This window comes from Gluconobacter sp. P1D12_c (assembly GCF_018812105.1).
Lineage (GTDB): Bacteria > Pseudomonadota > Alphaproteobacteria > Acetobacterales > Acetobacteraceae > Gluconobacter > Gluconobacter oxydans_A.
Genome location: NZ_JACSIQ010000004.1, coordinates 59,250 through 73,152, shown reverse-complemented (window position 1 = coordinate 73,152; position 13,903 = coordinate 59,250). Strand labels below are relative to the sequence as shown.

Genomic DNA, 13,903 nt, shown 5'->3' with positions numbered 1-13,903 from the left:
AGAAAATGTCCTTATTCCACCGTGACAGATTTCGCCAGATTGCGAGGCTGGTCGACGTCCGTACCCTTCAGAAGTGCGACTTCATACGCTAAGATCTGTACTGGGATAGCATAGAGAATGGGGGCAACGAACGCATCGACGTCTGGCAGGATGACAACATGCTCCGCAACACCTTCCAGACGCTTGGCGCCGGCGGCATCTGTAAAGGCTAGAATACGGCCGCCGCGAGCCTTGGCTTCCTGAAGATTGGAAAGCGTCTTGTCGAACAGGATGGTTGATGGAGCAATCGCGACAACCGGAACGGTTCTATCGATCAGGCTGATCGGACCATGCTTCAGTTCACCAGCTGCATAAGCTTCCGCATGGATATAACTGATTTCTTTGAGTTTTAGAGCGCCTTCGAACGCGATTGGTGTGCAGATACCACGACCCAGATACAGAACATCGCGAGCTTCCGCGACAATGTGCGCCATTTCCTGAATGGCCTCAACGCGTGTGAACACTTCGGCGGCCCGGGACGGCAAATCAAGCAGGCTTGCTGTCAGGGTTTCTTCGCGTGCCTTGTCGATCGTTCCACGAGCGCGTGCAAAATCAACAGAAAGAGCTGCAAGAACGGAGAGTTGCGCCGTAAAAGCCTTGGTTGAGGCTACAGAAATTTCCGGACCAGCAACCATGCCCAGGACGAGATCGCTTTCGCGACCCATCGTTGAATGCTCGACATTTAGAACCGACACAATGCTCTGTCCTGCCTTCTTGAGGCTGCGCAGGACGCCAAGCGTATCTGCCGTCTCTCCAGACTGGGAAATCAGCAGTGCCACGCCCTTGTCTGGTTGCGGTGCATCGCGATAGCGCATTTCAGACGCCACATCGATTTCCACCGGAACGCGAGCGAGTGATTCAAGCCAGTAGCGCCCGACCATGCCCGCATAGAAAGCAGACCCACAGGCGGTAATCGTGACGCGGGGCACCTGTGCCGGATCGAAAGGCATTTTCGGCAGGGCAATTGTTTTGGAAGCTGGGTCTGTGATCCGCTGGAGCGTCTGGCCGATGGCGACCGGATGCTCGTGCAGTTCCTTCTCCATGTAATGGCGATAGCCATCCTTGCCGACCTGCCCCGCCATGAACGCAATGTTCTGGATCGGACGGCTGACTTCCTGACCGTCCCCGTTGAAGATGATGACATTCCCAGGCGTCAGTTCGCACCAGTCTCCATCATCCAGATAGGTGATGCGGCTTGCCAGAGGTGCCAGGGCGAGGCTGTCGGAGCCAAGGAACATCTCGCCGTCGCCGTAACCTACAGCGAGAGGCGCACCGTGGCGTGCGCCGATGAGCAGACCATCATGACCCTGAAAGATGATGGCAATGGCATAAGCGCCTTCAAGACGCTTGATGGCCGCGAAAGCGGCATCACGCGGTGCTTTGCCCTGATCAAGGTAGAAATCGACGAGATGGGCGACTGTTTCTGAATCTGTGTCGGACAGGAAAATCCGGCCTTCACTTTCAAGCTCGGCCTTCAATGTCGCGAAGTTTTCGATGATGCCGTTATGCACGATGGCAACCCGGCCTGCCGCATGGGGATGGGCATTGGCTTCTGTCGGTGCGCCATGCGTGGCCCAACGCGTATGGCCGATGCCAGTGGTGCCGGTTAGCGGATCAGCCTTTAGAACAGCCTCAAGATTATCAAGTTTGCCAGCAGCGCGTCGGCGATCAATCGTGCCGTCGGCTGTAAGCGTGGCGATGCCTGCGGAGTCATATCCGCGGTATTCAAGCCTGCGGAGAGCCTCGAAGACGATCGGGGTGGCTGGACGATGGCCTACAACGCCACAAATTCCACACATCAGCCCTGCTCCTTTTTGGCTTTAAGGGTCTGTTTGATTTCAAGTCCGCGGTCTGGCTTGATTGTCTGGCGAGCGCGCCCGAAAGCGAGTGCTCCGGCCGGAACGTCTTCCGTGATGGTGCTTCCCGCAGCGATCAACGCGTCATCGCCAATTGTGACGGGGGCCACCAGAATGGCATCAGAGCCGATAAAATTGCGGGCGCCGATCGTCGTCCGGTGCTTGAGGTATCCATCGTAATTGCAGGTGACGGTCCCTGCTCCGACATTGGTTTGTGCACCGACGGAGGCGTCACCCAGATAGGTCAGGTGATTGGCTTTTGCGCCAGGGCCAAGATCGACATTTTTCAGTTCCACGAAATTACCGACGTGGGTATCGGCAGCGCAGATTGTTCCGGGTCTTAGTCGTGCATAGGGGCCGATCATGGCGCCCTCGCCCACGGTGCAGCCTTCCAGATGAGAGAATGCACGGATCAGGGCACCGCTGCGAACCGTGACGCCTGGTCCAAAAAAGACATTTGGTTCAACGACGACATCCGGCTCCAGGCAGGTGTCAGTGCTGAGGAATGTGGTTTCTGGGGAGACAAGTGTGACGCCGCCTTCCATCGCAGACATGCGCAGACGCTGCTGAAGTGTGGCTTCTGCCTGGGCAAGCTCTACACGTGAATTGACGCCAGCCAGCTCAGTCTCGGGCGCTTCGACGCACTGGACGCGCCCTTCCGAAGCGGCCATTGCGACAACATCGGTCAGATAATACTCACCCTGCGCATTGTCGTTGCCAACAGCGGCCAGCCACCGCCGGAAATCTGCGGCACCTGCGCACATGACGCCTGCATTGCAGAGTGTGATTTCACGTTCCTGCTCGTTTGCGTCTTTGTATTCTACAATTCGGCTGACGCGGCCCTGTTCTTCAACAATGCGTCCATAACGACCTGGATTGCTCGGGCGCATCCCAAGAAGTGCTAGGCTCGCCCCGCCCTGTCGGGCTTCCGTGAGACGACGCATTGTATCGGCTGTGATGAGCGGGTTGTCTGCATAGAGAACTGCGATGTCGCCGTCTCCGAACAGGTCTTTTGCAGTGTTGGTCGCGTGTGCGGTGCCCAGACGTTCGGTCTGAACGACTGTCCGGTATGGCTGAACGGCTTTTTCCAGTTCAGGCATATCGGGTCCAACGACGACAACGACGTCGTCAAAAATTTCTCGGGCAGTATCGATGAGGTGTGTGATCATCGGGCGGTTTCCAAGGCGATGCAAAGCCTTGGGAAGACGTGATTTCATCCGCGTGCCGAGGCCCGCTGCAAGGATGATGGCTGTGGTGTGGCGTGCGGTATTGGTCATGTTCCGTTCCGGGTATCCAAACCACGCCAATCCGTCAAACGATGGTTGAGTTAGGCTCCATCACTTCCGATTGCCATTTATTGCGAAAGGACGGCTGTGGATTTTGACGGTGGAAGTGGCTGTTGCATGACAACAGTGACGTGCCCAAGCTTGGGATGATTGAATTCGATCCGCACTGGGACAAGTCCAACACCATCGATCTCTTTGAACCAGGCTGACCCTGGCTGTGGCGCGGCCATTTTCGAGCGATTTGGAGAGTCTTTTACAAAGCCTGCAATCTGTTGCCCGACAAAGTCGCAGCGAAGCGCCGGGCCGGAATAGGCCTGCTTATGACTTTGAGGAATGTCAGATGTAATGGGACCATGCACCGTCATTTTTGTCAGACGAAGCCCATCAAAAATAACGCCAGATCCCTCACAGCTTTTCGTCTGGGTCAGGGTTTCAAGAAGTCGTGCCATTCCACTGAGCGTATCAATGGTATGGGGGAGATCGCTGTCCGGAATGGGATCGCGGTCTGTCTCAGCAGGCTCCAGAATGTCTACATGCGGTGTGTTGCCATTGTAGGTCAGCAAAACACGCCGATGTTGGCCCCGGGATAACCCTCCACTGTCATAACGGATGGGTTTGACATTCCCGCCCGGAACGAAGTCGCCCTCGACGCGGGAATGAATATCCATCGTCACGAACCAGCTGATCAGGCCTGCCGGTCTGATATGCGTCGTTCCGCCGTAGCCCCAAGGTTCGATCTGATATGAGGCATCTGCGTCAAGCACATGAAGTCCGCGCATATAAATGGCGAACGTTGTGTTGACCTGTCCGGCCGCATGAGCTGTAGGCGCGAGGCCAGCCAACAACATTCCTGCTGCGGCCAGCGCGCGAAGGCCCTTAAACGTCAAGGTTGGCAACCTTGAGGGCATTACCCACGATGAAGTCTCGGCGTGGCTCAACCACATCGCCCATCAGTGTGGAGAACACCTGGCCAGCCTCTTCCACATCGCCAACCTTGACCTGCAGCAAAGTACGGGTCGAAGGATCAAGTGTTGTGTGCCAGAGCTGCTCATCATTCATTTCGCCAAGGCCCTTGAACCGGTTGATTGTCAGGCCACGACGACCCTGAGCAAAAATCCGGTCCATGACGTTGGACGGGCCAAACAGCGGATACTCCTGCGTGTCCAGACGAAGTATGGCTGGCGTCATGAAGTCACGGGCCAGACGCTCGCCTTCCGAAGCAAGCCAGCGTGCTTCAGCAGATTTTAAAATACTCTGCTCCAGACGGTAGATCTCGCTGACGCCACGAACTGAGCGGGCACATTCAATACCCGTGCTGGACAGTGAAACTTTCCAACCACGTTCATTGGCAGGCGACGCTTCTTCCAGGTGGCGCTGGAACTCTGGAATACGATCGCTGATCGCTGCTGGATCAATATCAAGCACGCGGGATACAGCCGCCTGCTCCAAAATCCAAACAGGAATTTTGGTTGCGATATTCTTCAGGTTCTGTGCCGCTGCAATCAGGAAGCGGACTTCTTCACGAAGTTCTTCTCCTGTGAGCTCAAGGCCGTCACCGAAGCGTAGCGAAGCATTTGCCAGGGCCTTGTCGAGCAGATACTGCTCCAACGCAGCATCATCCTTCAGATAACGCTCTTCCTGGCCACGCTTGGCTCGATAGAGTGGCGGCTGGGCGATATAAAGATATCCCTGTTCGATCAGTTCGGGCATCTGGCGGAAGAAGAACGTCAGAAGCAGCGTCCGAATGTGGGAACCGTCCACGTCAGCGTCTGTCATGATGACGATCTTGTGGTAGCGCAGCTTGGCAGCCGAAAAGCCACCCTGATCGACTTCACCACGACCAATGCCCGTACCGAGCGCCGTGATAAGTGTACCAATTTCGGCAGACCCAAGCATTCTGTCGAAACGGGCGCGCTCAACGTTCAGGATCTTGCCGCGCAGCGGTAGGATGGCCTGGAAGCGACGGTCACGTCCCTGCTTGGCTGTGCCACCTGCAGAGTCACCCTCAACGATGAAGATTTCTGCTTTGGACGCATCACGCTCCTGACAGTCAGCCAGCTTGCCAGGCAGCGAAGAAACGTCGAGCACACCCTTACGGCGCGTCAGTTCACGCGCACGACGGGCAGCCTCACGGGCGCTGGCTGCGTCAATGATCTTGGCGACAATCGCCTTGGCTTCCTTGGGGTGCGTCTCAAACCAATGCGAAATCGAGTCAGCTGCCGTTGCATGAACGACCGGCTGAACCTCGGACGATACCAGCTTGTCCTTCGTCTGGGACGAGAACTTCGGGTCCGGAACCTTGACGGACAGGATGGCGGTCATGCCTTCACGCATGTCCTCACCCGTCAGCGACCCTGCTTCACGCTTGGCAACGCTTTCCGCATACTTGCCAACAACACGCGTCAATGCCTGACGGAAGCCAGCCAGATGTGTGCCGCCGTCTCTCTGCGGAATGTTGTTGGTGAAGCACAGCATTGTCTCGTGATAACTGTCGTTCCACGTCAGAGCGAACTCGACGCGGATACCGCTTTCAGTATGGTCAATGAGGCCCGTGATTGGCGGGTTAACAATGGACGTCTTGGAAGCATCAAGCCATTCCGCGAAAGCACTCAGGCCGCCTTCGTAGAAGAACCGAAGTTCCTTGCTTTCAGCGTGACGCTCATCGCGCAAAATAATTTCCAGCCCGGAATTCAGGAATGCCAGTTCGCGAACACGACGTTCCAGAATGGAAAGCTCGAAATCGACCTTCGTGAAGGTCTGCTTGCTTGGCTTGAAGGTCACTAATGTGCCGCGTGGCTCGTCTGACGGTCCTACAACCGTCAGGGCTTCATCGCGTTCACCGTGCTGGAAGCGGATTTTGTGCTCCAGGCCATTCCGCCAGATGCGAACTTCCATCCATTCGGACAGAGCATTCACCACAGCTGCGCCCACGCCATGCAGACCGCCGGAAACCTTATAGGAATTCTGGTTGAACTTGCCGCCAGCATGCAGCTTGGTCAGCACGACTTCAGCGGCGCTGATGCCCTCTTCCTCGTGCATGTCTGTTGGGATGCCGCGGCCGTCATCACGAACGGAAACGGAGCCGTCTCCGTTGAGTGTCAGGATGCAACGGGTGGCGTGTCCGGCCTGGGCTTCGTCAACGGCATTATCGATGATTTCGAACACCATGTGGTGCAGGCCGGAGCCATCATCCGTGTCACCGATATACATGCCGGGGCGTTTGCGGACAGCGTCCAGTCCCTTCAGTACCGAGATCGAGGAGGCGCCGTAATCGTCACCGTCTGCGCCTGGAATCTCCGGCTGGTTCTGGGTCTCTGACATGCGCGAGGCGGTCTCCGTGGAACTCTGAAAAACTGTTGTATGACTATAGCGTGTCACAGGCCGTGAGGCCAGAGCACACACATCATGCGGGCTGGATATGGCCATCCTGCACGCTGAAAAAGCCTGCTTTTTCAATCAGGCTGGAAAACGGATCAGGATCTGTTCCGGTGAGGAGAACCGGCGTTTTCAGCTTGCTAAGACTGGACAGAAGCGCGTCCCGTCTGGGCTCATCCAGATGAAGAAGCGGTTCATCCAGCAAAATGGCAGGTGCGTCGCCCCTGCTCTGTTCGATCAGTGCAGCATGGCACAGAACGACCCCCAAAAGCATGGCTTTTTGCTGCCCGCTGCTTGAGAGTTCTGCAGACCGTCCTGTGGTCTGATCAAAAAGAAGAAAATCCGCCTTATGAGCACCCAAAGATGTACTGCCTTTAAGGCGGTCTTCCCGCCGACTGTCCCTTAACTTCGCCCGCAACCAGTCTTCCACCTGCAAAGCAGGGCTGATCATCAGTTGCTGCGTAATGGCGCAGTCAAGATGCAGGCGGCTTTTTGGAAAATCGGAACTGTCGAAGGGGTGAGTGTTCATGCTTTCCACAAGCGCCAGCCGAGCGGCTGATGCGGCGACCGCATGCCGGGCAATGGAATCTTCCAGCGACGTGAGCCAGAGCCCCTCGTCCGGTCTTTCTGACAGCAAGCGGTTACGACTGGAAACTGATCGCTCGTGAGCGGTCATTTGCCGGGCATGATCCGGAGAAAGTGCCATGACCAGGCGGTCAAGGAAGCGCCGCCTGCCGCCCGCGCCTTCAAGAAAAATCCGATCCATCTGTGGCGTTAGCCAGACGCAGGAAAAGATTTGAGCAATTTCTGCCTGAGACCGAACGGAAGAGCCATCAAGCCGAAATGAACGCCGGCCGTTCTCGGAGAGGTTTGCTCCAGTCCCAAGAATAGTCTGGTCGATCCCATGAGAGAGCGTTGCTGCAACGCCCCAGTGATCGGCATTTGTGCGGCACAGCGCTTGAAGAGGTGCGCCTCGCAGGCCTCGTCCAGGAGCCAGAAGCGAAACGGCTTCCAGAAGATTGGTCTTTCCAGAGCCATTCTGGCCGGTCAGAACGGAGATATTTGTCTCAGGCTTCCAGACGGAGTGCCGGTAATTCCGGAAATCCGTCAGGGCAAGGCGCGTTAGTCTCAATGCGGACCGATCAGACCCGCATCGGCATCAGAACATACAATGCAGAAGGTGATGCTGTGTCACGAACCAGCGTTGGAGCTGAGCTATCTGCGAAAGCAAACTCGACTTCAACATCGATCTGATCCGTAATGTCCGTCAGGTACCGCGCCTGAAAGCCAATTTCGATCGGAGGCGCGTCATACGTGACCGTGCTGTCGTCCAACTCTTCCTGTGCCACGCCCTGATCGGGGCTGATGGCCGACAATGTCAGCATGTTGTGCGTGACAGAGAGCTTGACTGGGCGGGAGCGCTCCTGGCTGATGGCAGCAACGCGACCTACTGCGGCTGCGAAATCCTTCTTCGTGATGCGCAGGATGCGGTCATTGCCCTTGGGGATCACGCGCTCATATTCCGGGAACGTGCCGTCAATCAGCTTGGACGTCAGCAGGACAGGGCCAGCTTGGAACTGAATGCGTGTATCTGAAAGGGAAACCTCCAGATCCGCAGCGCCCTCGTCCAGCAGCTTGCGAAGTTCAGCAACGGTCTTGCGCGGGATGATAACGCCCGGCATGCCACGTGCGCCTTCCGGAAGTTCGGTCTCGACGCGCGCAAGGCGATGTCCATCCGTTGCGACGGCGCGGAGCATCGGGATGGCGCCGCTTTCCGTAACGTGCAGATAGATGCCGTTCAGGTAATAACGCGTTTCTTCGTTGGAAATAGCAAATTTCGTCCGGTCGATCAGGCCGCGTAGCGTTCCCGCAGGAATACGGAAGCGGTGCGGGAGATCGCCAGCAACCATGGCCGGGAAATCATCAACTGGAAGAACGTTGAGGCTCGTCGCATAACGGCCTGCACGCAGTGCGAGAGGCGCGTCGCTCTCCGGATGATCGAACTCGATTTCCACGCCGTCTGGCAGCTTGCGTACAATTTCGAAAAGCACGGCTGCGGGGACTGTGGTGGAACCTAGACGCTCACCTGCTGCCGGAACGTCTTCGACGACCGCAATTTCCATATCCGTGGCCGTGAGGCGAAGCACATCGCCTTCATAAGACAAAAGAACATTCGCCAGAATGGGAATGGTGTTCCGCTTTTCTGCAACGCCATGAATATGCGCCAGGGCCCGTTGCAGCAGGGTGCGGTCAACCTTGAATTTCATCGTTTTTTTCCCTGGGTCGGCAATCTTTAAGTTTTGCCGTTTCTTAGCAGACAGCCGCCTCCGGTGAAAGGCACCGAAGGCGACTTGTCGTCTTCCTTAGCCTTCAAGCATCCGGCGCAGAAGTTCGACGTCTTCTGCAAAGGACGGATCCTGCTCCATCAGTTCACCAACGCGATTGACCGCATGCATGACGGTTGTGTGATCACGATTGCCAAACTTGCGTCCGATCTCGGGAAGAGAGCGGCTTGTCAGCTGCTTTGCGAGGAACATTGCCACCTGCCGTGGGCGAGCAACAGCACGTGCACGGCGCGCAGAAGACATGTCCGTCAGGCGGATATTCCAGTGCTCGGCAACCTTGCGCTGGATTTCCTCGATTGTGACGCGACGGTCATGCGCTTTCAGCATGTCCTTGAGGACATCCTGCGTCGTATCCAGTGTGACAGGGCGCCCGACCAGATCGGCGTGTGCGACAAGGCGATTCAGTGCGCCTTCAAGCTCACGAACGTTCGATGTGATCTTGTGGGCGAGATACTCAAGCACTTTTGAGGGAACATGCGTGCCTGAGGCTTTCGCCTTGGCTTCCAGAATGGAAATACGCAATTCAAAGGTGGTGGCATGAATATCTGCGACCATGCCGCAGCCGAGCCGCGTTCTCAGGCGGTCTTCAAGCCCCGACAGATCGGATGGGCTTTTATCTGCGCTGACGATGATCTGACGTCCGGCATCAACAAGGGCGTTGAACGTGTGGAAGAACTCTTCCTGCGTATTATCCTTGCCGATCAAGAACTGAAGATCGTCGATCATCAGGACGTCCACGGAACGAAGCTGTTCCTTGAACTCCATGGTGGACTGCGAGCGGATCGCCGCGATGAAGCGGTACATGAACTTCTCAGCTGACATATAGGCAACCGAGACATTGCCCGTCTTCGTCAGTTCAGACCCAATGGCATGCATAAGATGCGTTTTGCCGAGGCCGACGCCACCATACAGGAAGAGCGGATTAAAACCGGGGCTGGATGGTTTTTCGGCCACACGACGTGCACAGGCATAGGCAAACTCATTTGGCTTGCCGACGATGAACGTATCGAAAGAAAAGCGTGGGTCCAGCGGAACAGCAAGGTCGCTGCGAACCTCATGACTGGTCGCAACCTGCGCTGTCACTTCCTCGATGACGCTGTCACCGTCCGTCTCAACTGATGGAAGGACCTCGGGAAGGCCGCGTTTGACCTGCAGTTCAATGCCCTGCACGTCCTGTCGTTCGGTGCGCCACAGGGTCTGGAGACGCTCTTCGTATTGGCTGCGAACCCAGTCTCTCAGAAAGCGCGTCGGCAGATAAAGGATGAGTTCACCATCCTCCAGTGGGCCAAGAACGATCTGACGAAGCCAGGTGCGGTATTCGACTTCACCGACCTCGCCCTTCAGTTTCTCGCGAACCCTGTGCCAGGAAGTTTCCAGCGGGCTCGACGAGCCGGGGGCGGAGGCGCTGGCGTCCAGATACTGAGCGTTTTCCACCTATGGTACCCCCTTTCATTTCGGCCCCGGGACTTGCGGGGCGTCTGTCTTGATTCCCTGCGCGCAGGGTGAATACGTCCTCAACGGGAAGTGACCACACAAGCTGCATGGCGCTTCAGAAAAAGCTGACGCTTCCCGGAGAAAACAGAGCCTCTGGCACTGACTTGATCTGACAGGATAGGCTTCTGGTCAGACCGAAGCAAGCTGGAACACGAAAGGTTCAGAAGTGCTGCAGAGGGGTGTTGCCATATAGTCAAAAAAGAACGCGCTCCCGTGAGAGAGCGCGTTCTTCAGTTCAAACCCTGCAAAGGGTCTCAGGCCGTGGCGAGAGACTTGATGCGGGCAGAAAGACGAGACAGCTTGCGGCTGATCGTGTTCTTTGCAACGACACCCTTACCGGCAGCGCGCTGCATTTCAGGCTGTGCAACCTTGTATGCTTCGGCAGCAGCCGTCTTGTCGCCGGACTGGATGGCCTGTTCGACCTTCTTGATGAAGGTACGCATACGGGACATGCGGGCGACGTTGCGCTCGCGGCGACGTTCGTTTTGACGGATGCGCTTACGGGCAGAAGCTGTATTTGCCATGGATCTTTCGGTTCAGTTAGCGGTCTTGTCGCGGAAAATGATTGGCGCCCTCTACCCGTCATGAGCGGCGGCGTCAAGCGTTTTACACATTTTATACACACTGCCGGCAATGGGGCGGAGGCCACTATTTCTGGCAGTTTGCACAGAAAAATGTGGAGCGCCCCGCCTGGGTGATGCGTGAAATGATGGAGCCTGCCCCACAGTGGCGGCATGCCTCGCCTTCCCGCCCATAAACAAGGTGGAGATCCTGAAATCCCCCTTTCGTACCGTCAGCCTGAACGTAGTCTCTTAAAGAGGAGCCTCCTGACGCGATGGCCTCTTCCAGAACAGTTCGAATGGCATTCGCAAGGCTGTCGGCTTCTGCCTCTGTCAGCGTTGTGGCAGCGCGTGCGGGATGGATATGGCTTCGGAACAGTGCCTCACACACATAAATATTGCCGAGGCCCACAATCAGCTTCTGGTCCAGAAGCGCTGTTTTGATCGGCGTGCGGCGACCCTGCATGACCGTATGAAGATACGTGCCAGTCATATTCGCGGATAAAGGCTCGATTCCCAAGCTGCTCAGAAGGCGATGTGCGTTTTCCTGATGTGTGGGAACCACATCCACCATGCCGAACCTGCGTGGGTCAACAAGGCCAGCGCGTGCTCCGTTTTCCGTTTGCAGGACAAGGTGCTCATGTTTTGGCGGAGTCGTATTCATGCCAGACTGCCCAAGGAGCAGTCTGCCGGACATTCCCAGATGCAGCATCATGCTCCATCCGTTCTCGACGCGCATCAGGATATACTTTGCGCGACGATGAAAGGAGAGCACGGTCTGCCCTTCAAGCCTTTCCCGGAGATCCAAGGGAAATGGCCACCTCAGGTCCGGGCGGTTGACAGTAACGTGACGGATCCTCTGCCCCTGAAAGGCATCCTGGAACCCACGCATGACGGTTTCGACTTCTGGAAGCTCTGGCATGACTGGTCACAAAGATATATCGATTGCCCCATGACCGATAGCGCTGAACATAACGTCCCGCCCTTCCCGTCTTCCGAGCAGACCGGAGACACCACGGATTTTGGTTACCGCAATGTCCCGCGGAACCAGAAGAAGACCATGGTCAGGGAGGTGTTCGAGAGCGTCGCTGGCAAATATGACATCATGAATGATGTCATGTCGCTGGGGATCCATCGCGTCTGGAAGCGGATTTTCGTGGGCATGCTCGGTGCCCGTCCGAACATGAAGCTGCTGGATCTGGCTGGTGGTACAGGTGACATTACATTCGGCTGGCTGCGTGCGGGCGGTGGCCCGGCCATTCTCTCTGACATCAACTCGGCGATGTTGTCCGTAGGGCGTGATCGCGCAATCAAGGCTGGTCTGATTGGCCAGATTGAAGTGTGCGTCGTCGACGCCGAAGCGATTCCCCTGCCCGATTGTTCTGTTGATCGCGTGACCATTGCTTTTGGTCTGCGGAACTGCACGGACAAGGATGCAGTGCTTCGTGAAGCGCGTCGTGTTCTGAAGCCAGGTGGACGCTTCTTCTGTCTTGAATTCTCTCGTGTCGAAATTGCGGCTCTCTCGCCTGTCTATGATACGTGGTCTTTCAAGGTTCTCCCGAAGATGGGGCAGTTGATCGCCAAGGACGCTGAGAGCTACCAGTATCTTGCTGAGAGCATCCGTATGTTCCCGGACCAGGAAACACTTGCTCAGATGATGCGGAATGCAGGATTGGAGCGTGTTCAGTATCGCAACCTGTCTGGCGGTATTGCTGCCATCCACTCCGGTTGGCGTCTGTAATTGATGCGCCGCGTTCTGCTGATTGTTGGCGGAGGCATTGCTGCTTATCGGGCGCTGGAGCTGGTGCGTCTGTTGAAGGCAGACAATGTCTCCGTGACGCCGGTTATGACGGATGCGGCAAAAGCGTTCATTACACCTCTTAGCCTTGAAGCTCTGTCGGGGGAGCAGGTGCATGATGCGCTCTTTGCTCCCACGCAGGAGAGCGAGATTGGCCATATCGCTCTGGCGCGCAGCGCAGATCTTGTTGTGGTCTGTCCGGCTACAGCCAATCTCTTGGCCCGTATGGCGCATGGCATGGCCGATGATCTGGCCACAACGCTCCTTTTAGCCACCACGACGCCTATACTGCTGGCTCCTGCCATGAATGTGCGCATGTGGGAGCATCCCGCGACACAGGCCAACCTCGCCCTTCTCAAAAAGCGTGGTGTGCGGGTTGTAGGTCCCGATGAAGGCAGTATGGCGTGTGGGGAGTTTGGTCCGGGCCGTCTGAGCCAACCTGACGTCATTCGGGACGCAATTCTGGAGGCGCTGGCGTCCGATCATTCCTTGGACGGCAGGCATGCGCTTGTTACTGCGGGGCCAACAGTTGAACCTCTGGATCCTGTTCGGTTTCTCTCCAATCACTCTTCTGGCAAGCAGGGCTATGCGATTGCCGCCGCTCTTGCTGCGCGAGGCGCAAAAGTAACACTTGTCAGTGGTCCGGTTACTCTACCTGTCCCGGCAGGTGTCGTCTGTGTAAAGGTTCAGACAGCACGTGAGATGTTAGGGGCATGTGAAGCCGCGCTTCCTGCCGAAATTGCCGTTTGCACCGCCGCGGTCAGTGACTGGCGCGCAAAGGCAGCGGCTCAGGGCAAAATCAAGAAGACCAGTGAGGGACCGCCAGTTCTAGAACTGGTTGAAAACCCGGATATCCTTGCAACTCTCTGTCGACTGGCAAATAGGCCGAAACTGATCGTCGGCTTCGCCGCTGAGACTGATGACGTGCTCGAAAATGCTGTTGCCAAGCGTCAGCGCAAGGGGTGTGACTGGCTGGTGGCCAACGATGTGCGTCGCGGTGTCTTTGGAGCAGACAGAAATTTGGTCAGCCTGATCACTGAGACGGGCATCGAAACCTGGCCTGAAATGGACAAGTCTCAGGTTGCCGGGAAACTGGTACAGCGGATTTCTGACGTCCTCGTCTCTTCAATCCCCTGAAAATCCAAGATAA

General features: G+C 56.5%; 11 protein-coding genes. 2 read left to right on the top strand and 9 right to left on the bottom strand.

What is annotated here, in order from left to right; translation table 11 throughout:
* Positions 1 to 11 precede the first annotated feature (11 nt).
* From glmS to mutM, 9 genes are all read right to left on the bottom strand, one after another.
* A complete protein-coding gene (gene glmS, locus KP705_RS05755; RefSeq protein WP_046901501.1) occupies positions 12 to 1,838 on the bottom strand; it encodes a glutamine--fructose-6-phosphate transaminase (isomerizing) in 1,827 nt (608 codons plus the stop codon).
* Complete coding sequence (gene glmU, locus KP705_RS05750) at positions 1,838 to 3,172, bottom strand: bifunctional UDP-N-acetylglucosamine diphosphorylase/glucosamine-1-phosphate N-acetyltransferase GlmU (protein ID WP_215764170.1); 1,335 nt, start codon at positions 3,170 to 3,172, stop codon at positions 1,838 to 1,840. Before glmU ends, glmS begins: the two co-directional genes overlap by 1 nt.
* A 77-nt stretch (positions 3,173 to 3,249) precedes the next feature.
* A complete protein-coding gene (locus KP705_RS05745; protein WP_215764169.1) occupies positions 3,250 to 4,068 on the bottom strand; it encodes a DUF3108 domain-containing protein in 819 nt (272 codons plus the stop codon).
* Positions 4,058 to 6,502: a DNA topoisomerase (ATP-hydrolyzing) subunit B gene (gene gyrB, locus KP705_RS05740; RefSeq protein WP_215764168.1), complete on the bottom strand. Its 2,445-nt coding sequence runs from the start codon at positions 6,500 to 6,502 to the stop codon at positions 4,058 to 4,060. The genes KP705_RS05745 and gyrB overlap by 11 nt, the downstream gene beginning before the upstream one ends.
* A gap of 82 nt (positions 6,503 to 6,584) precedes the next feature.
* Positions 6,585 to 7,688 (bottom strand): DNA replication/repair protein RecF, encoded by a 1,104-nt coding sequence (gene recF, locus KP705_RS05735; RefSeq protein ID WP_046901504.1) that lies wholly within the window; start codon positions 7,686 to 7,688, stop codon positions 6,585 to 6,587.
* A gap of 10 nt (positions 7,689 to 7,698) precedes the next feature.
* Entirely contained in the window at positions 7,699 to 8,823 is a 1,125-nt protein-coding gene (gene dnaN, locus KP705_RS05730; RefSeq protein ID WP_046901505.1) for a DNA polymerase III subunit beta, read from the bottom strand.
* Between the two features lie 96 nt (positions 8,824 to 8,919).
* Complete coding sequence (gene dnaA, locus KP705_RS05725) at positions 8,920 to 10,335, bottom strand: chromosomal replication initiator protein DnaA (RefSeq protein WP_046901506.1); 1,416 nt, start codon at positions 10,333 to 10,335, stop codon at positions 8,920 to 8,922.
* 314 nt (positions 10,336 to 10,649) lie between these two features.
* Positions 10,650 to 10,919, bottom strand: a complete 270-nt coding sequence (gene rpsT, locus KP705_RS05720) for a 30S ribosomal protein S20 (RefSeq protein WP_046901507.1) — start codon at positions 10,917 to 10,919, stop codon at positions 10,650 to 10,652.
* Between the two features lie 124 nt (positions 10,920 to 11,043).
* The gene (gene mutM / locus KP705_RS05715; RefSeq protein WP_215764167.1) at positions 11,044 to 11,877 is read right to left on the bottom strand and encodes a bifunctional DNA-formamidopyrimidine glycosylase/DNA-(apurinic or apyrimidinic site) lyase; all 834 of its coding nucleotides are present in this window, start codon (positions 11,875 to 11,877) and stop codon (positions 11,044 to 11,046) included.
* Between the two features lie 30 nt (positions 11,878 to 11,907).
* Between mutM and KP705_RS05710 the strand changes: the two genes are divergently transcribed.
* Positions 11,908 to 12,696 (top strand): class I SAM-dependent methyltransferase, encoded by a 789-nt coding sequence (locus KP705_RS05710; protein ID WP_064273224.1) that lies wholly within the window; start codon positions 11,908 to 11,910, stop codon positions 12,694 to 12,696.
* 3 nt (positions 12,697 to 12,699) lie between these two features.
* Positions 12,700 to 13,890, top strand: coding sequence for a bifunctional phosphopantothenoylcysteine decarboxylase/phosphopantothenate--cysteine ligase CoaBC (gene coaBC / locus KP705_RS05705; protein ID WP_215764166.1), 1,191 nt, complete (start codon positions 12,700 to 12,702; stop codon positions 13,888 to 13,890).
* Positions 13,891 to 13,903: the final 13 nt, after the last annotated feature.